Origin of the sequence: Rhodococcus pseudokoreensis, from assembly GCF_017068395.1 — a bacterium.
GTDB classification, from domain to species: domain Bacteria; phylum Actinomycetota; class Actinomycetes; order Mycobacteriales; family Mycobacteriaceae; genus Rhodococcus_F; species Rhodococcus_F pseudokoreensis.
Map to the genome: position 1 here is coordinate 7,276,314 of NZ_CP070619.1, position 17,260 is coordinate 7,293,573.

Annotated in this window: 18 protein-coding genes; 10 read left to right on the forward strand and 8 right to left on the reverse strand. The window is 68.4% G+C overall.

Annotated features, from left to right (window positions below):
• Positions 1–16: 16 nt before the first annotated feature.
• Entirely contained in the window at positions 17–1,270 is a 1,254-nt protein-coding gene (locus tag JWS13_RS38335; protein ID WP_206010509.1) for a KasA/KasB family beta-ketoacyl-ACP synthase, read from the forward strand.
• A 64-nt stretch (positions 1,271–1,334) separates the two neighbouring features.
• Positions 1,335–1,682, forward strand: coding sequence for a helix-turn-helix domain-containing protein (locus JWS13_RS38340; RefSeq protein ID WP_206010511.1), 348 nt, complete (start codon positions 1,335–1,337; stop codon positions 1,680–1,682).
• Positions 1,683–1,685: 3 nt separating this feature from the next.
• Here JWS13_RS38340 and JWS13_RS38345 read toward each other — a convergent pair whose 3' ends face one another.
• Both JWS13_RS38345 and JWS13_RS38350 read right to left on the reverse strand, forming a co-directional pair.
• Positions 1,686–2,270 (reverse strand): ATP-dependent Clp protease proteolytic subunit, encoded by a 585-nt coding sequence (locus JWS13_RS38345; protein WP_206010513.1) that lies wholly within the window; start codon positions 2,268–2,270, stop codon positions 1,686–1,688.
• A 4-nt stretch (positions 2,271–2,274) separates the two neighbouring features.
• Complete coding sequence (locus JWS13_RS38350; protein ID WP_005568279.1) at positions 2,275–2,883, reverse strand: ClpP family protease; 609 nt, start codon at positions 2,881–2,883, stop codon at positions 2,275–2,277.
• 208 nt (positions 2,884–3,091) lie between these two features.
• On the opposite strand from JWS13_RS38350, the gene JWS13_RS38355 reads away from it, so the two are divergent.
• The gene (locus JWS13_RS38355) at positions 3,092–3,778 is read left to right on the forward strand and encodes an arsenate reductase/protein-tyrosine-phosphatase family protein (protein WP_206010514.1); all 687 of its coding nucleotides are present in this window, start codon (positions 3,092–3,094) and stop codon (positions 3,776–3,778) included.
• On the opposite strand, the gene JWS13_RS38360 is transcribed toward JWS13_RS38355, so the two are convergent.
• Genes JWS13_RS38360 through JWS13_RS38370 form a run of 3 tightly spaced genes read right to left on the reverse strand, consistent with a single transcriptional unit; the run spans position 3,768 to position 6,905 of the window.
• Positions 3,768–4,925 (reverse strand): sulfotransferase family protein, encoded by a 1,158-nt coding sequence (locus JWS13_RS38360; RefSeq protein WP_206010515.1) that lies wholly within the window; start codon positions 4,923–4,925, stop codon positions 3,768–3,770. The two genes, JWS13_RS38355 and JWS13_RS38360, sit on opposite strands and share 11 nt — an antisense overlap.
• Positions 4,926–4,944: 19 nt before the next feature.
• Positions 4,945–5,742: an SDR family oxidoreductase gene (locus tag JWS13_RS38365; RefSeq protein ID WP_206010516.1), complete on the reverse strand. Its 798-nt coding sequence runs from the start codon at positions 5,740–5,742 to the stop codon at positions 4,945–4,947.
• Positions 5,739–6,905, reverse strand: a complete 1,167-nt coding sequence (locus tag JWS13_RS38370) for a hypothetical protein (RefSeq protein WP_206010517.1) — start codon at positions 6,903–6,905, stop codon at positions 5,739–5,741. The genes JWS13_RS38365 and JWS13_RS38370 overlap by 4 nt, the downstream gene beginning before the upstream one ends.
• Positions 6,906–6,997: 92 nt before the next feature.
• Between JWS13_RS38370 and JWS13_RS38375 the strand changes: the two genes are divergently transcribed.
• The 7 genes from JWS13_RS38375 to JWS13_RS38405 all read left to right on the forward strand — a co-directional run bounded on the left by JWS13_RS38375 (position 6,998) and on the right by JWS13_RS38405 (position 14,057).
• Positions 6,998–7,921, forward strand: a complete 924-nt coding sequence (locus JWS13_RS38375) for a helix-turn-helix domain-containing protein (protein ID WP_206010518.1) — start codon at positions 6,998–7,000, stop codon at positions 7,919–7,921.
• 125 nt (positions 7,922–8,046) lie between these two features.
• Positions 8,047–8,964 (forward strand): sulfate adenylyltransferase subunit CysD, encoded by a 918-nt coding sequence (gene cysD, locus JWS13_RS38380; RefSeq protein WP_206010519.1) that lies wholly within the window; start codon positions 8,047–8,049, stop codon positions 8,962–8,964.
• Complete coding sequence (cysC, locus tag JWS13_RS38385; protein WP_206010520.1) at positions 8,964–10,814, forward strand: adenylyl-sulfate kinase; 1,851 nt, start codon at positions 8,964–8,966, stop codon at positions 10,812–10,814. Before cysD ends, cysC begins: the two co-directional genes overlap by 1 nt.
• Entirely contained in the window at positions 10,804–11,934 is a 1,131-nt protein-coding gene (locus JWS13_RS38390; protein ID WP_206010521.1) for a 3'(2'),5'-bisphosphate nucleotidase CysQ, read from the forward strand. Before cysC ends, JWS13_RS38390 begins: the two co-directional genes overlap by 11 nt.
• Positions 11,931–12,332 (forward strand): limonene-1,2-epoxide hydrolase family protein, encoded by a 402-nt coding sequence (locus tag JWS13_RS38395; RefSeq protein ID WP_206010522.1) that lies wholly within the window; start codon positions 11,931–11,933, stop codon positions 12,330–12,332. Before JWS13_RS38390 ends, JWS13_RS38395 begins: the two co-directional genes overlap by 4 nt.
• Positions 12,333–12,424: 92 nt before the next feature.
• On the forward strand, positions 12,425–13,417 hold the full coding sequence (locus JWS13_RS38400) for a phosphotriesterase family protein (protein WP_206010523.1): 993 nt from the start codon (positions 12,425–12,427) through the stop codon (positions 13,415–13,417).
• Between the two features lies 1 nt (position 13,418).
• Entirely contained in the window at positions 13,419–14,057 is a 639-nt protein-coding gene (locus JWS13_RS38405; RefSeq protein ID WP_206010524.1) for a TetR/AcrR family transcriptional regulator, read from the forward strand.
• Between the two features lie 75 nt (positions 14,058–14,132).
• On the opposite strand, the gene JWS13_RS38410 is transcribed toward JWS13_RS38405, so the two are convergent.
• The 3 genes from JWS13_RS38410 to JWS13_RS38420 all read right to left on the reverse strand — a co-directional run bounded on the left by JWS13_RS38410 (position 14,133) and on the right by JWS13_RS38420 (position 17,190).
• Positions 14,133–15,140, reverse strand: coding sequence for an NADP-dependent oxidoreductase (locus tag JWS13_RS38410; RefSeq protein WP_206010525.1), 1,008 nt, complete (start codon positions 15,138–15,140; stop codon positions 14,133–14,135).
• Positions 15,141–15,145: 5 nt separating this feature from the next.
• Positions 15,146–16,645 (reverse strand): AMP-binding protein, encoded by a 1,500-nt coding sequence (locus JWS13_RS38415; RefSeq protein WP_241032495.1) that lies wholly within the window; start codon positions 16,643–16,645, stop codon positions 15,146–15,148.
• A gap of 65 nt (positions 16,646–16,710) precedes the next feature.
• Positions 16,711–17,190, reverse strand: coding sequence for a MaoC family dehydratase (locus JWS13_RS38420; RefSeq protein WP_072946070.1), 480 nt, complete (start codon positions 17,188–17,190; stop codon positions 16,711–16,713).
• Positions 17,191–17,260 lie beyond the last annotated feature (70 nt).

Sequence of the window (17,260 nt, forward strand, 5' to 3'; positions counted from 1 at the left end):
AGGTATTCATGGAAACATGACTGTAACGATCGCTTCAGGAATTCGGAGCGCCGCACGTCCGGTGGTGGTCACGGCGTTCGCCGTCGCCACCTCGATAGCCGACGACATCGACGGCACCTGGGAGGGGCTGTTGCGCAACCGGACCGGCATCGGTGTGCTCGAGGCGTCGTTCGTCGACGAGTACGACCTCCCCGTCCGGATCGGCGGAAAGCTCACGGCGCACCCGGCCGAGCACCTGACGCGGGTAGAGCAGCGCCGGCTGTCCTTCGTCGAGCAGAGCGCGCTGGTCCTCGGTCGGCGGGCCTGGGCGAACGCGGGCTCACCGTCGGTCGACGGCGAGCGGCTCGCCGTTGCGATCGGCACCGGACTCGGCGGCGGGGACGCACTCGTCGGGGCCGTCGACGCGATGCGCGCGAACGGGTACCGCAAGGTGTCGCCGATGTGCGTGCCCATGGTCATGCCGAACGGTCCCGCCGCCACCGTTGGTCTGGAGATCGGGGCGAGGGCGGGTGTGTTCGCGCCCGTGTCCGCGTGTTCGTCCGGTTCCGAGGCCATCGCGCACGCCTGGCGGCTGATCGCCACCGGCGAGGCCGACGTGGTGGTGGCCGGCGGGGTCGAGGGGCAGATCGATGCGGTGCCCATCGCGAGCTTCGCGATGATGCGTGCGATGAGTACCCGCAACGACGAGCCCGAGCGGGCGTCGCGGCCGTTCGACCGCGATCGGGACGGCTTCGTGTTCGGTGAGGCCGGCGCGGTGCTCGTGCTCGAATCCGAGGAGCACGCCCGGTGTCGCGGCGCGGACATCCACGGCAGAATCCTGGGCGCCGGAATCACCTCGGACGCTTACCATATCGTCGCCCCCGACCCGCAGGGCGCCGGAATTGCGCGCGCCATGCGGAAGGCGCTCGACACCGCCGGACTGAGCGGTGCGGACGTCGATCACGTCAACGCCCACGCCACCTCGACGTCCGTCGGCGACGCGTCCGAGGCCGCCGCGATCGCCGCCGTCGCCGGACAGGCGTCGGTATACGCCCCGAAATCGGCGCTCGGGCACTCCATCGGAGCGGTCGGGGCCCTCGAGGCGATCCTCACCGTCCTGACGGTGCGCGAACAGATCGTTCCACCGACCCTCAACCTCGACAACCAGGACCCCGCCGTCGACCTGGACGTCGTCGCCGGATCGCCGCGCCGTCAGCGCATCGACTACGCGCTGAGTAATTCGATCGGTTTCGGCGGGCACAACGTCGCGCTCGCCGTCGGGCGGTACTGATCGGCTGTCCGCTGTCGGTGAACGCCGCGGCGTCCGGGCGCGTCGTCTGGAAGACTCCGGAGGTATGGAAGCTCAGCGCAGACTGACGCTGGTCACGGCCGCCCCCGAGCGTTCGCGGGAGGAGCCGCTGGTGCGCGAGCTCTACGGGCGGGTGCTCCGCGAGGCGCGCCGGGACCAGGACCGGAGTCTCGAGGACGTCGCCGCCGCCGTCGGGATGTCCAAGCAGTACCTCTCCGAGATCGAGCGCGGGAAGAAGGAGCCGTCCTCCGAAATGCTGCGTGCCGTATGCGGAGCCCTCGGTCTCCCGGTCGAGCACCTGCTGTTCCGGTCCGGGCGCCGGCTCGGCGCGGCGAACCGGAACTCGGCGACCGCGTTCCCGAACCGGCAGGTGCCCACTCTGCTCGCGGCCTAGCCGTCACTCCGCGACGAGTGTGTCGGCCAGCCCGTAGTCGATGGCGTCCTGAGCTGTGAAGATGCGGTCCCGGTCGGTGTCCCGGCGTAGGCGTTCGACGGTCTGCCCGGTGTGTTTACTCAGAATCGCCTCGGTCTGCGAACGGACCCGCATGATCTCCGCGGCCTGCAGCGCCAGGTCGGAGATCGTGCCGTTGCCCTGCGTGGACGGCTGGTGCAGCAGCACCCGGGAATGCGCCAGGACGTGCCGGTGTCCCTTGGTTCCCGCCGCCAGGAGCACTGCCGCGGCCGAGGCGGCCTGCCCCATGCAGTAGGTGGCGATGGTCGGGCGCAGGAACTGCATCGTGTCGTAGATGGCGAGCATCGCGGTCGTGGAACCGCCGGGCGAATTGATGTACAGCCCGATCTCCTGATCGGAACTGTCCGCCTGGAGGTGGAGCAGCTGTGCCATCACGACATTGGCGACGCCGTCGTCGATCTCCGTGCCCAGGAAGACGATCCGCTCGTTCAGCAGCCGGCTGAAGATGTCGAACGACCGCTCGCCTGCCGGGGTGCGTTCGATGACGTGGGGAATGGTGTATTGGGACATGGCTTCACAATCCGATTCTCGGGGCGGTGGTGTGCGGGGCGATCTCCGCGAACGAGGACACGACGCGGTCGACGATCCCGTAGTCGCGGGCCTCGTCCGCGGTGAACCACCGATCCCGGTCGCTGTCCTCGGCGATCTGCTCGACCGGATGCCCCGTCTCCGCGGCGAGGATCTCCTGCGACTGTCGTTTCATCCGCTCGAGGCTCTCCGCCTGGATGGCGATGTCGACGGCCGTGCCGCCGATGCCCGCCGAGGGCTGGTGCATCATGATGCGGCTGTGCGCCAGGCTGATCCGCTTGCCGTGGGTTCCCGAACACAGCAGCACCTGCCCCATGCTGGCGGCGAAACCCATGGCCACGGTCACCACGTCGTTGGGGACGAGTTTCATCGTGTCGTAGATGGCCAGGCCTGCGAAGACGGAACCACCCGGCGAATTGATGTAGAGCACGATGTCGCGTTTGGGATCGGCGGCCGCGAGCAGCACCAGTTCGGAGCAGGCCCGCTCGGCCATGGCGTCGTCCACCTCGCCGGTGAGGAGGATCGTGCGCTGGCGAAACAATCTGTCCGCCAACAGGTCGCGGTAGTTCAGGTCGGGTAGTGCGGCTGTGGTCATGTCTTCATTACTACCGCCGCGCCGGCGCCGGACCGGCAATTGTCTGCTGTGGGCAGACGACGGTGCACAGGGTGTTCGTGAATCGAGGTGACCGTGAGGAGTCGGGCAGATGAACGACCCACCACGTGCGGGTGAACTGTAAGAACAGACCGCTCGGACAGTGGAATCGGAGTCGCTTGTAGGCGAAGTCGCTGGTTAGGGTTCCCTCATGCACGTTCTGTTCGTCTGTAGCGGGAACGTCTGCCGCTCGCCGATCGCAGAGCGGCTGACACACGCGTACGCACTGGCCCGCGATCTGCCGCACCTGACCGCGGAGAGCGCCGGCGTCCGCGCCCTCGTGGGCTTTCCGATCGAACCCGTCGCCGCCCGCGTCGTCGAGGGCCTCGGCGCCAGCGCCGACGGCTTCCGGGCGCGCCGCCTGCGGCCCGAGATGATCAAACGCGCCGACCTCGTCCTCGCGATGACCGAGCAGATCCGGGACCGCTCGATGGAACTGCTCCTCGGGACGAGCCACTGCACGTTCACCCTGCGGGAAGCACGCAGGATCGCCGCCGCAACCGGGGCCCGCACCGTCGCCGAACTCGCCGTCGCCCGCCGCGATTACGGGACGGTCGACGAGCCGAACATCAGCGACCCGGTGGGCCTGGCAGAGTCGGCATTCACCGAGGTGGGCGACCGGATCGCCGCCGAATTGATACCGCTGCTCGACGCCCTCGACCTCGACAGCGGCACGACGTGGTCGCCGGATCCCGAACCGGAACCCGAATCGGATCCCCGACCCGAGCCCGAATACGAACCGCCGCCGCCCCCGGTCGTCCACCTGCCGCTGTCGCCCAGGCCGCTGATCGCGGCGCGGGCGGCGTCGTCGATCCTCGACTATCCGGTCAGCTGGTAACGCTGAACTGGTAATTGGCGAATCGCTCGTCCACCTGCTCGGCCGTCAGCCCGAACTCCTCGAGCGTGTACTTGTGCGAGGGGCGGCGGTCGCCGCTGCGGCTCTCGGCGTGCATCGCCTCCATCGCCGCCCGGGCGGGGCCGTTCAGGTCGAGCCCGAAGTGCGTGTAGACCCCGTCGACGGTGCCGAGCGGATCGGCCACGAAATCCCGGTAGTCGACGTCGATGAACTGGGCGGGGTCGTGCCGCGCGCGGGCTGCGGTGAACTGTTCGAGTCCCCGGGCCCACAGCTCGAGTTGGCTCTCCCCGATGACGCTGCCCCGGAACTTCTCGGACCACCCGTCCGTCGCCTGTTCCGCCAGGCTGCACACCGACGGGACGATCGTGCGTGGCGGCCGGTGGGTCTGGACGATCAGCGCGTCCGGGTAGACCGCGAGCAGTTCGTCGAGCGCGAACAGGTGGCTGGGGTTCTTGAGCACCCAGCGGCGATCCCGGTCGGGAAGCCCGATCAGCTGCAGGTTCTTCTTGTGCCGCTGATACGCGTTCGTCCAGTCCTGGCCCTCGAGCCAGCGGGAGTACGTCGGCAGAGACGCCAGGCACTCGTAGGAGATCGACTTGAACGTCTGCCGCAGCAGTTGCCAGCACTCCTCGACCTCGCTCGCGGACATGTAGTGCACGCCCATGAATTCGGGGCGTTCGATGTGGTGGCGGCTGAAGCCCTCCTCGATCTTCTGGAACACCGGATTCGATTCCCAGGTCTCGCGCGGCGGCCGGGGTTGCGGCATCTCGGTCAGCCACATCTCCAGGCCCTGATGCGACGGGTCCGCGGTGAGCAGCCGGTGCAGCGCGGTCGTCCCCGTGCGGGGAAGACCGGTCACGAAGATGGGCCGCTCGATCCGCACGTCCGCGTGCTCGGGGTTCTGTTTCCACGCCGCCTCGCTCAGCAGCCGGGCCACCAGGGCGCCGCGGAGGAACACCCGGGACACCTTGCTGCCGAGCGGTGTCAGCTGCTCGTCGGTGTGATACGAATCCAGCAGGACGCCGAGGGCTTCGGTGTAGTCGTCGACGCCGAAGTCGGTGAGACCGGTCAGCCGGGTGGCCGAGGCGTGCAGGTCCTCGACGGTGCCGACCGTGGTGCGCTCGCTCATGATGCTCCGGTTCTGTTCGCTAGTGGTGGAATTCGCCGCAATTGACGTCGAGGCACTGCCCGGTCACGGCGCTCGCCAACGGGGAGGCCAGGAAGATTACGGCGTCGGCGACTTCGTCGGTCGTGGGGAGCCGCTTCAGATCGGTGTTCGCGGCGGTGTGCTCGTAGATCTGCTCGACGGTGGTCCCGTACTTCTCGGCCTGGTGCGTGAAATACTGTTTCAACGTGTCTCCCCAGATATAGCCGGGCGCAACGGAATTGACGCGGATACCCTGCGGTCCCAGTTCCGTGGCGAGCGACTGCGACGTCGCGAGCAGGGCGGATTTGGCCATCTTGTAGCTGCCGTACCGTTCCTGGGAGTGCCGCAGCACCATCGAATTGATGTTCACCACCGCGCCGTTCGCCTCGGCGAGTGCCGGAGTGAACAGCTGGGTCAGCCGCAACGCCCCGAGCACGGTCAGCTCGAAACTGCTGCGGATGTGGTCGAACTCGGTGCGGGCCAGCGGTTTCATCGACGGAACCGAGAACGCGTTGTTGATCAGCACGTCGACCTTGCCGTACGCGTCGACGGCCGCGGACACCAGGTTCTCGGCCGAGGCCTGGTCGGTGATGTCGGTCGGGACGGTCACCGCGCGCCGGCCGACCGCGACGATCTCCTTGGCGACTTCGTCGAGGCGCGACGCGGTCCGGGCGGCCAGCACCACGTCGGCGCCGGCGGTTGCGCAGCGGACGGCGAGGGTGCGGCCCAGGGCCGGTCCGACGCCGGAGATGACGACGACCTTGTCCTGCAAGAGTTGCGGAGTGGTCATGGCGGTCATCCCAGCATCCGGTCGGCCACCGCGGCCTGGCGTGCGGCGATGCGTGCGGCGAAGTCCTCGGGCGAGATCTTGTTGGAGTCGTAGTAGGGCAGTGTTCGATGGATCTCGTCGAACTTCACGACGTCGATCCGGGGACCGTCGTCCGGGGTGAGTTCGCGGGAGACGCGCTGCCAGCGGAATTGCAGGTAGCCGCGGAGGTGCCCGACGGTGGCGATCCAGTTGGCGACGCCGGGATTGCGTTCGCACACGACGAGCCGGATGTGGTCGTCGGGATCCACCTGCGACTGCGCGACGTTCAGCGACGTCTGGTGGTTGACGTAGTCGAGGGAGATGTACCACATGCTGCCGAGCTGAAAACCCTGGTAGGGCACGTCGGCCTTCGGGACGGTGATGACGACGGCCTCGTCCTCGGCGAGTTCGTAGTGCCCGACGGACGAGTACTGGGTGGCGAGGCCGCCCGGGGTGAGCCGCGGTTCGGTCATCGTGTTCACCGGCAGGTTCAGGTAGAACCACTCCGGGAACTGCAGCCACGTCTTCACCCGCGCGACGAGGGCCTTGCCCGCACGCGCGTACCGCTTCTCCACGGTTTCGCGGGTGAGCGGGCCCGGGGCGGTACCGACCGTATCCGCCCTGGCGATGCGAATGGTGCCGCGCCGCTGACTCCAGTCGCTGTACACCTCCCGGACCACCAGCTGCGACGAACCCGGCGCGAGGGTGAAGTAGTTGCGCCTGCCCGCGCTGTCGGCGGGGCCGAACCGGACCTCGAAGGAGCCGTCGGGCGCGATGTCGATCTCGCGGTCGTCGAATGCGGTGACGCTGCCGGGAACGTGTGCGGCCGTGTAGTTTCCGCTCAGCACCTGGAAACTCAGGTCTGCGGTGGTGCCGCGTCGCCCGGTGACCACGTATTCGACGTCGTCGTCGATCCGCGCGCCGAAGTAGAGGGTGTCCGGGTTGTCGAGGCCCATCTTCATGTACGGGCCGGTGCCCGAGATGAACGTCGGGTGCGACCGCTCGGTGGCCCAGGCCGCGTGTGTCGTGGCGAGGATGCCGCCTGCGAGGTACTGGTAGCCCTCCAGCAGATCCTGTTCGGTGCGGATGTGGGGGGCGCTCTCGATCAGTTTCTCGGCCTCGGCCATGGCGTCGGCGAATGGGTCGGTCAGCACACCGTGCTCCTCACGAGGGGGTGGTACAAATATGTACCTGCGTGGTAGAACATTGATGAACCGACAATAGAACGTGTTCTAAGGAGTGGTCAATGGGGCACGAGGACGAGATGCCCGACCGGGCGCAGGGCCGGCGGTCGCCGCCGACCGAACGGGTGGTGCAGGTGCTCGACTTCCTGGTGGCCCGCAAGGAGCACCGGTTCGGGCTGTCGGAGTTGGCCCGGCAACTCGACATCAGCAAGCCCACGTGCCTGGGGATCCTCACCGAACTGGCCCGCGGCGGCTACCTCGTCCGGGACCCGGCGACGAAGACGTACGGCCTCGGACCCGCGCTCATCGCGGCGGGCCGCGCGGCCCAGCAGGGGTTCGCGGCCGGGCCCGTGGCGCGCAGGCATCTCGCCGTGCTCAGTGACGAGTTCCGGACCACGTGCACGGCGTCGGCGGTGGTCGGCGACCGCATCGCCGTCCTCGAACTGACCAGTCCACCGGGGGTGAGGGCCGCCGCCAAGGTGGGGGAGATGTACCCGTTCGCGCCGCCCGTCGGGTTGATGTACGTGCTGTGGGACGGCGACGACGCGCTGCAGTCATGGCTGCGGCGGGAGCCGACGCTGCCGGTGCGCCTCGACCGGGACCGGTTGCGCACGGTGGTCGAGGAGTGCTCCCGCACCGGATACCTCGTCGAGACGCTCACTCCGGTCGGGCAGCGCCTGCACACGCTCATGGCGGGCGTCGCTGCGCACGATCTGCCACCGGAGTTGCGCGACGTGCTCGGCGAGATGGTGTCCAGTCTGGGGGAGCGGGTGTATCTGGACGCCGAGCACGCGGACCCTGCGTCGCCCCACCCCGTCAGCCTCATCGCGGCGCCGACGTACGACGCAGAGGGGCACCAGGCCATGGTCCTCACCCTCTATGTGGGGGCCGAACTCGCGCCGTCCGACATCGCGTTACGGGGCAAGGCCCTCGCGGCGGCGGCGGACGCGATCACGACGGAGGTGGGCGGCCGCCGGCCCGGATGACCGCCGGCCGGGGCATTGACCGAAATCTGAAACACGTTCTATTCTCGGAGGTGCATTCTCTTTCGACCGGGCTAGTCCAAATATGAACCAGCGACCGGTAAGGCACTCGCGACGAGGAGTCGCCCATGACCGCACCGCCCGTGTACGAGTTGTCCCACCTCGGCGCGCTCGAAGCCGAAGCCGTGCACATCTTCCGAGAAGTGGCCGCGACGTTCGAGCGTCCGGTGCTGCTGTTTTCCGGCGGCAAGGACTCGGTGGTGATGCTCCACGTGGCCGCCAAGGCGTTCTGGCCGGCGCCCCTCCCGTTCGCCGTCATGCACGTCGACACCGGCCACAACTTCGACGAGGTCATCGAGTTCCGGGACCGGACCGTCGAACGCCTCGGCCTGCGGATGGTGGTGTCGAGCGTGCAGGACGACATCGACGCGGGCCGGGTCAGCGAGGAGTCGGGGCCGCGGGCCAGTCGCAACCGGCTCCAGACCACGGCCCTGCTGCGCGGCATCCGCGACCACGGGTTCGACGCCATCTTCGGCGGCGCCCGCCGCGACGAGGAGAAGGCCCGCGCGAAGGAGCGGGTCTTCAGCTTCCGGGACGAGTTCGGGCAGTGGGATCCGCGCGCGCAGCGTCCGGAACTGTGGAGCCTGTACAACGGCAGGCACCGCAAAGGGGAGCACATCCGGGTGTTCCCGCTGTCCAACTGGACCGAACTCGACATCTGGCAGTACATCAGCGAGGAGAAGATCGCACTGCCGCCGCTGTACTACGCGCACCGCAGGGAGGTCGTGCCCCGCGACGGAATGCTGTTGGCGCACACCCGGTTCCTGACCCTTCTTCCCGGTGACGAGCCGTACGAGGCCCTCGTCCGATTCCGGACCGTCGGCGACGCCACGTGCACGGGCTGCGTCGAATCGTCGGCGACCAGCCCCGAGGCCGTCGTCACCGAGGTCGCCGCGAGCAGGGTGACCGAGCGCGGGGCCACCAGGGCGGACGACCGGATCTCCGAGGCAGGCATGGAAGATCGCAAGAAGGAAGGGTACTTCTGATGCCGCAGTTACTCCGGGTCGCGACCGCGGGCAGCGTCGACGACGGCAAGTCCACCCTCATCGGCAGGCTGCTGTACGACTCCAAGGCGATCTTCGAGGACCAACTCGAGGCGGTCGAACGCACCAGCCGCGAACGGGGCGACGACCACGCCAACCTGGCACTGCTCACCGACGGCCTGCGCGCCGAACGCGAGCAGGGCATCACCATCGACGTCGCGCACCGCTATTTCGCCACACCGCACCGCAAGTTCATCATCGCGGACACGCCGGGGCACGAGCAGTACACGCGGAACATGGTGACCGGCGCGTCGACGGCCGACCTGGCCCTGATCCTCGTCGACGCCCGCAAGGGGATCCTGGAGCAGACGCGTCGGCACGCGTTCATCGCCAGCCTCCTCGGAATTCCGCACCTCGTGCTGTGCGTCAACAAGATGGATCTCGTCGGGTGGTCCGAGGAACGGTTCGAGGAGATCAAGGAGGAATTCCGGCAGTTCGCGATCAAACTCGAGGTCCACGACCTCACGTTCATCCCGGTGTCGGCGCTGCGCGGCGACAACATCGCGCAACGCACCGCCAACATGCCCTGGTACGAGGGGGCGTCGCTGCTGCACTACCTCGAGCAGGTGCACGTGGCGTCCGACCGCAACCTGATCGACGCACGGTTCCCGGTGCAGTACGTGGTCCGGCCGCAGCGCCAGACCGATTCGGCGTTGCACGATTTCCGCGGCTACGCGGGGACGGTCGCCAGTGGGGTGTTCAAGCCGGGCGACGAGGTGGTGGCACTGCCGTCGGGATTCACCTCCACTGTCGCCGCCATCTGGGGTCCCGGCGGAACCCGCCTCGACGAGGCGTTCGCACCGTCGGCGGTGTGCGTGCAACTCGCCGACCAGTTGGACGTGAGCCGCGGGGACGTGCTGTGCCGTCCCAACAACCGTCCGCTCGTCGGGCAGGAACTCGACGCGATGGTCTGCTGGTTCAGCGAACAGTCCGCGCTGACACCGGATGCCCGGTACACGCTGCTGCACACCACCCGCGCCACCAGGGCGTCGATCGCGCGGCTCGACTACCGGCTGGACGTGAACACCCTGCACCGCGACGAGTCCGCACAGTCGCTGTCGCTCAACGAGATCGGCCGCGTCCAGCTGAGAACGTCGCAGCCGCTGATGTTCGACCCGTACCGCCGCAACCACGTGACGGGCAGTTTCATCCTCGTCGACGAGTCGACCCACAACACGGTCGCCGCAGGCATGATCACCGGGCCGACGCTGTCGCGGTCGAAGGTGGTGTGGCACGCCGCGGCCGTGTCACGGGAGGAGCGGGCGACGCGCGGTCGCACCGTGTGGCTGACCGGACTGTCGGCGTCGGGAAAGTCGACGGTCGCGGTGGAACTCGAGCGCCGCCTGGTCGCGTCCGGGGTGCCCGCCTACCGACTCGACGGCGACAACCTGCGGCACGGTCTCAACGCCGACCTCGGGTTCAGCGCGCAGGACCGCGCCGAGAACGTGCGCCGCGTCGGCGCCGTCGCGCAACTGCTCGCCGACTCCGGGGTGGTCGCGATCGCGTCGCTGATCAGCCCGTACCGCGAGGACCGGGACCGGGTCCGGGAGCAGCACCTCGCTGCCGGGCTCGACTTCGTCGAGGTGTTCGTCGACACGCCGGTGGACCAGTGCGAGGCACGTGATCCCAAGGGCATGTATGCGAAGGCCCGCGCCGGGGAGATCACGGGATTCACCGGGGTCGACGACCCGTACGAGGCCCCGGAGAACGCCGAACTCGTGCTGCGGCCCGAGGACGGCACGCCGACCGAACAAGCCGCGAGAATTATGGAATTGTTGACACGTGATCACTGACGCACGACTCGCGGCCGACATCGCCTCCGGTGCCGGCGCCCTGCTGCTGGACATCCGCACCGCGGGACTGGGATCGGCCGACGGTCGTGAACTCGGCAGGCGCGGCGACATCGCCGCCGATGCGTTCATCCTCGGCAAACTCGCGGCGGAGCGACCCGAAGACGCGATCCTCTCCGAGGAGTCGGCCGATGACCGGTCCCGGCTGGAGCGGTCACGGGTGTGGATCATCGACCCGCTCGACGGTTCCAAGGAGTACGGACTGCCCGGGCACTCGGACTGGGCGGTGCACGTCGCGCTGTGGGAACGCGGTCGCGGCATCACGGCGGCCGCGGTCGCGCAACCGGCACTGGGCGCCGTGTACGCCAGCGACGACGACAGCCACGCGGTCCATGCCGAACAGCTGCCCGCCCGCCCGCGGATCGTGGTGTCGGCCAGCAGACCGCCTGCGTTCGTCGACGCCGTCGCGACGGACATCGGTGCCGAGGTCACCACCATGGGCTCGGCGGGCGCGAAGGCGATGGCAGTGCTCCGCGGAGACGTCGACGCCTACATCCACGCGGGCGGGCAGTGGGAATGGGACTCCGCGGCCCCCGTCGGCGTCGCCGTGGCCGCGGGCCTGCACTGTTCGCGGATCGACGGAACCCCGTTGGACTACAACGAATCCCACCCCTACCTCCCCGACCTGCTGATCTGCCGGCCGGAACTGGCCGCGCCCCTGCTCGCGGCGATCGCGAAACACGCCACCGACACGGCCGACAGCGGACGCGTCGCGATGGCCAGGGCCTACATCGACGCACTGGTCAGTCACGACGCCACCAAGGTGCGTCTCGCGGACAACGCGTGGCGGGTGGAGAACGGGCAGCACACGGGCGAATCGGGGGCGTTCATCCGGGACGAACTCGAGAACGGACTGCAGTACCAGGCCATCCAGGCCGTGCGCGACCTCTCCTTCCACGAATGGGGCGACAACGTGGTGGCCCGCTTCGTGCTCGACCTCGGGGCCACACCCACCGAGGTGACGTCGGTCCGGATCACGGAACACTTCGACATCCCGGCCGGGGCGATCCAGTCCGTCATGGCCATCATCGAACCGTTCGCGATCGAGAGGGAGAACCGATGACCCCGGACCAGCTGGTCACCCAATTCTGTGCCGAGTGGATCGAGCCCGATCCGGCGAAGATCGCCGAATACTTCGCGGACGACGCCGTTTACCACAACATTCCGATGGAACCCGTCATCGGGCGTGACGCGATCCGCGAGTTCATCGCCGGCTTCATCGTGGCCTTCGGCGGCATCGACTTCCGGGTGCACCGGCAGGTCACCGACGGCGGTCAGAGCCCCAACGCCGAGGAGTCGAGCGGGGTGGTGATGAACGAGCGGATCGACGTGTTCACGCTGAACGGCATCGTCGTCGAACTGCCCGTCGTCGGCGTCTTCGAGATCACCGACGGCAAGATCACCACGTGGCGCGACTACTTCGACATGGCGCCGATCCAGGCGGCGGCCGGCGGTGGGTGACTCGCTACAGTAAATGTTGACGTCAGGTTCAAGTTAGTTCTACGCTGAGCCCGGGGGTATGACGACGGTCACACGCGGAGAGGCGAATCTGCATGAGTCAGGTCAACACGGTCCGCGGACCGATCGACAGCGCCGAACTCGGACGCACGTACATGCACGAGCACGTGTTCGTGCTGACGCCCGACGTGCAGCAGAACTACCCGGACGAGTGGGGGAGCGAGGACGAGCGGGTCGCCGACGCCGTCACCAAACTGCGCGCGCTGGCGGAGCAGGGGGTCCGGACCATCGTCGACCCCACCGTCGTCGGCCTCGGCCGGTACATTCCGCGCATCCAGCGGGTGGCGGAACAGCTTCCGGAGCTGAACATCGTTGCGGCCACCGGGCTGTACACCTACGACGACGTGCCGTTCTTCTTCCACTACCGCGGTCCCGCGCTGGACGCGATGGTCGGCGCCGAGGTGCCCGACCCGATGGTGGACATGTTCGTCAAGGACATCGAAGAGGGGATCGCCGACACCGGGGTGCGCGCCGGCCTGCTCAAGTGCGCGATCGACCACCAGGGGCCGACACCGGGTGTCGAGCGGGTGATGCGGGCCGTCGCGAAGGCGCACCGGCGCACCGGAGTGCCGATCACCGTGCACACCCACCCCGGCAGCGAGGCCGGACTGCACGTCCAACGTGTGATGTGCGACGAGGAAGGCGTGCGGCCCGACCGGATCGTGCTCGGGCACAGCGGAGACAGCACCGACGTCGACCACCTGACCAGCCTCGCCGAGGCCGGTTTCGTCCTCGGCATGGACCGGTTCGGGATCAACCTCGAGACCACGTTCGAAGCGCGGGCCGACACGCTCGTCGAGATGTGCCGCCGCGGCTTCGCGGGGCAGATGGTCCTGTCGCAGGACGCGTCCTGCTACATCGACTGGATCGACCCGAACCTGATGGCGGCGCTGCCGCAGTGGCACTACCTGCACATCGAGAACGACGTGCTGCCCTACGTCCGTGAGCGAGGCGTCACCGAGAAGATGATCACCGAGATGCTGGTCGACGTGCCCCGGCGGTACTTCGAGAACGTGGACCCGTACTGACATGTCGCGCCCGCGAACCGCACCCACACCACCGGTCACGGCCCGAGGTGTCCGCACCCGCGATCGGCTCGTCGCCGCGGCCCGGGTGGTGTTCGAGCGCGAGGGATACCTCGACGCCCGCCTCGTCGACATCAGCAAGGAGGCCGGACTCTCGACCGGCTCCTTCTACACCTACTTCACCGGCAAGGAGGAAGTGTTCGCGGCGGTCGTGGAGGTGACGCAGAACGACCTCCTGCATCCCGGGATGGGGCGGGTCGAGGACGAGGACGACGTGCACGCGGTCGTGGAGGCGAGCATCCGGGCGTACCTGCATGCGTGCCGCCGGAATGCGCGTCTGCTGGCCCTGCTGGAGCAGGTCGCGCACGTCGACCCTGCATTCCGTGAACTGGAGCGCTCGCGGGACGAGACGTTCTACCTGCGCAACGCGCGGGCGATCGCCGATCTGCAGGACCGCGGTCTCGCCGACGCGTCGCTCGACCCGATGCTGACGTCGAAGGCGTTGTCCGCCATGGTCGGGAGGATGGCGTACGGCTACTTCGTCGGACCTCCCAGCGAGCGGCGATCGCTCACGTTCGACGAACTGACCGCCGGGCTCGCGCGGATGTGGACGAACGGGCTGCGCATCCCGGACCGCGTCTGACGGCCGTCGGTAGCAGGGGGCGTGGACGATGCCCACCGCCGGAACTCGGCGGTGGGCATCGTCGTCACCTCGTGCTCAGCTGATCTTCAGCACCAGCTTGCCGGTGTTGGCGCCGTCGAACAGGAGGTTGAGGGTGCGGCCGAACGCCTCGACGCCCCCGGTCTCGACCTGCTCGCGGGTCACGATCTCCCCGGCGCGGATCCACTCCGACATCGCCTCCATGCCCTCGGGGAACCGGTCGAGGTAGTCGAACACGATGAACCCCGTCATCGACGCACGGTTGACCAGCAGCGACAGGTACCTCGACGGACCGGGCTGCGGGTCGGTGGCGTTGTATCCGGAGATCGCCCCGCACAACGCGACCCGGGCGTTCTTGCGGAGCCGGGCCAGTGCGGCGTCGAGGATCTCGCCGCCGACGTTGTCGAAGTAGATGTCGATCCCGTCCGGTGCGGCGGCGCGCAACGCCTTGCCGACCGATTCGGACTTGTAGTCGATCGCCGCGTCGAAGCCCAGTTCCTCGGTCAGCCACGCGCACTTCTCGGGGCCGCCGGCGACGCCGATCACCGTGGCGCCCTTCAGCTTGGCGATCTGCCCGGCGATGCTCCCGACCGCTCCCGCCGCGCCCGAGATGAGCACGGTGTCGCCCTTCTCCAGCCTGCCGACGTCGGTGAGACCGAAATAGGCGGTCATGCCGGGGAATCCGAGTGCGCCCAGCCACGTCGGCGCCGGGGCAAGCGACTCGTCGACGGCGAGCGCGCCGCGGCCGTCGGAGAGCGCGAACTCCTGCACGCCGAACTGTCCGGACACGAGTTGCCCCTCGGGGAACTTCGCGTTCTTCGACGCCACCACCCGGCCGACGGCGTGGGTGCGCATCACCTCGCCGATCGCGACCGGCGGCACGTACGACTTCACGTCGTCGAGCCACCCGCGCATCGCCGGGTCGAGAGACACGTAGTCCACCTTGACGGTGAATTCGCCGTCCGAGGGTTCGGGTATCGGTTCCGACGTGATCTCCCACGTGGAGTCGTCGGGACGGCCGACCGGACGCTTCGCCAGTCGGACCTGCCTGTTCACGGTTGTCACGGTGTTCACCTTTCGGGTACTTCTGCGGTCAGTGCGTCTTTTCTCAGTGCGGTTCTGTCGATCGACCGTTTGAGGATCTTGCCGGTCGACCCCTTCGGGAGGGAGTCGACGATCGCGACGATCCGGGGAATCTTGTATGCGGACAGTCGTTCCCGGGCCCAGCCGGTCAGCTGGTCGCCGTCCAGCCCGGAACCGGGGACGGTGGCCACGACCGCAGCCACCTCCTCGCCGTAGTGATCGTCGGGGACGCCCACGACGGCGGCCTCGAGGATGTCGGGGTGCGTGTACAGGACCTCCTCGACCTCGCTCGGGTACACGTTGTAGCCGCCCCGGATGATGAGATCCTTCACCCGGTCGACGATGCGCAGATCCCCGTCCGCGTCGATCTCACCCAGGTCCCCGGTGCGCAGCCAGCCGTCCGTGTCCAGGACTGCGGCGGTGTCGGACGGCCGGTTCCAGTAGCCCTTCATCACCGTCGCCCCCTTCACGAACACCTCGCCGACGGTCCCGGGAGGGCAGACGAGTCCGTCGTGATCCCGCACCTCGACCGCCAGCCGGGGCACCGCGCGACCCGTGTAGCCGATCTTCCCGCCGCGGTCGATGTCGTTGAACGTGCCGAACGCGGTGGTCTCGGTGAGCCCGTAGCCCTCGAGGATGGTGCACCCGAAGCGGGACTCGAATTCGCGGGCCACCTCACCGGGTAACGACGCGCCCCCGGAGATGGCGATGCGGAGTTGCGCGAAGTCCTGCGGGTCGGCGCCGTCCGCGGCGTGCAGCATCGCGTTCCACATCGTCGGAACGCCGGCCATGATCGTGAGACGGTCGCGGCGGAGCAGGGCGAGCATCGCGGCCGGATCGAAGCGGGCCAGCAGTGTCAGTGACCCACCACCCGTGAACGTCGCCATCATGACCGACGCCTGGCCGAATACGTGGAACAGCGGAAGTCCGGTGCCCGTCCGATCGTCGCTCGAACCGCGACTGCATTCGGCGCCGATCTCGCCGCCGGACAGCAGGTTCCCCACCGTCAACTCCGCGCCCTTCGGCCGCCCGGTGGTGCCGGACGTGTAGAGGATGGCGGCGGTGTCATCGCGGTCCCGCTCGGCGACGGGAACCGGCTCGGTGTCCGGTGACGCGCTGTCGGGGGTGAGCGTCCAGACCGGGATGTCCAGTGCGGCGGCCGCGTCGGCGATCGCCGGCCCGAGTTCGTGCGACACGATGGCGAGTGCGGCGCCGGCATCGGCGAGGACGTACTCGCTCTCGGGCCGGGTCGACATCGTGTTCACCGGCACCACGACACACCCCGCCGCCTGAATGCCGAGGTACGCGACCACGAACTCGGGCACCGAGGGTGCGGCCAGCAGGATTCGGTCGCCGGGGGACAGGCCCGCTTCCACGATACCTCCGGCGTATCGGGTGCTCGCGGCCCGCAATTGTCCGTAGGTCAGGGTGCTGTCCGCACCTCGCAGCGCGATGTTGCCGGGAGTGGCGTCGGCGTGGCGGGACACCGGGTCGAGCACATTCGCCCGTGAGTACTTATTAACCGCGGGCGGTTCACAAGTGCTCACGGCTGCTAGCCGGCCTCGACGACGCGGGCGACGGACTCGGACACGACCACCGGTTTGTCGGAGCCCTCGCGCTCGACGACCTGGGACATGGTCACCTGGATGCCGCCCCCGACCTGTTCCGCGGATTGGATGGTGGCGCGCATCCGGATGCGCGAACCAACCGGCACCGGCGCGGGAAAACGGACCTTGTTGTAGCCGTAGTTCAGGCTGTGCGCGAAGCCGTCGAAGCGCAGCAGGGTCGCCGACAGGGCCGGTCCGAGGGACAGGCTGTAGAGGCCGTGCGCGATGGTGCCGCCGAGCGGGCTGGCGGCGGCGCGCTCGGTATCGATGTGGATCCACTGGTGGTCGCCGGTGGCGTCCGCGAAGGCGTTGACGCGTTCCTGGGTGACGTCGTGCCAGTCGGTGGGCCCCAGCTCCTTGCCGATCAGCGCCGTGAGCTCGTCGAAGCTCGCGGGGCGAACGGGCAGTGCGGTGGTGTCGGTCATCTGTCTCCCTCGATTCCGGGTGGTGCAGGGCCTGGATGTGTCACGTTGGCTGTATCGGAAGTCGTGTGTT

Coding starts and splice junctions, on each gene's coding strand:
- JWS13_RS38400 (WP_206010523.1), top strand. CDS start 12,425: ATGAGTCAGGTCAACACGGTCCGCGGACCGATCGACAGCGCCGAACTC.
- JWS13_RS38355 (WP_206010514.1), top strand. CDS start 3,092: ATGCACGTTCTGTTCGTCTGTAGCGGGAACGTCTGCCGCTCGCCGATC.
- JWS13_RS38350 (WP_005568279.1), bottom strand. CDS start 2,883: ATGACCACAGCCGCACTACCCGACCTGAACTACCGCGACCTGTTGGCG.
- cysD (WP_206010519.1), top strand. CDS start 8,047: ATGACCGCACCGCCCGTGTACGAGTTGTCCCACCTCGGCGCGCTCGAA.
- JWS13_RS38365 (WP_206010516.1), bottom strand. CDS start 5,742: ATGACCGCCATGACCACTCCGCAACTCTTGCAGGACAAGGTCGTCGTC.
- JWS13_RS38405 (WP_206010524.1), top strand. CDS start 13,419: ATGTCGCGCCCGCGAACCGCACCCACACCACCGGTCACGGCCCGAGGT.
- JWS13_RS38375 (WP_206010518.1), top strand. CDS start 6,998: ATGGGGCACGAGGACGAGATGCCCGACCGGGCGCAGGGCCGGCGGTCG.
- JWS13_RS38335 (WP_206010509.1), top strand. CDS start 17: ATGACTGTAACGATCGCTTCAGGAATTCGGAGCGCCGCACGTCCGGTG.
- JWS13_RS38395 (WP_206010522.1), top strand. CDS start 11,931: ATGACCCCGGACCAGCTGGTCACCCAATTCTGTGCCGAGTGGATCGAG.
- cysC (WP_206010520.1), top strand. CDS start 8,964: ATGCCGCAGTTACTCCGGGTCGCGACCGCGGGCAGCGTCGACGACGGC.
- JWS13_RS38345 (WP_206010513.1), bottom strand. CDS start 2,270: ATGTCCCAATACACCATTCCCCACGTCATCGAACGCACCCCGGCAGGC.
- JWS13_RS38420 (WP_072946070.1), bottom strand. CDS start 17,190: ATGACCGACACCACCGCACTGCCCGTTCGCCCCGCGAGCTTCGACGAG.
- JWS13_RS38340 (WP_206010511.1), top strand. CDS start 1,335: ATGGAAGCTCAGCGCAGACTGACGCTGGTCACGGCCGCCCCCGAGCGT.
- JWS13_RS38360 (WP_206010515.1), bottom strand. CDS start 4,925: ATGAGCGAGCGCACCACGGTCGGCACCGTCGAGGACCTGCACGCCTCG.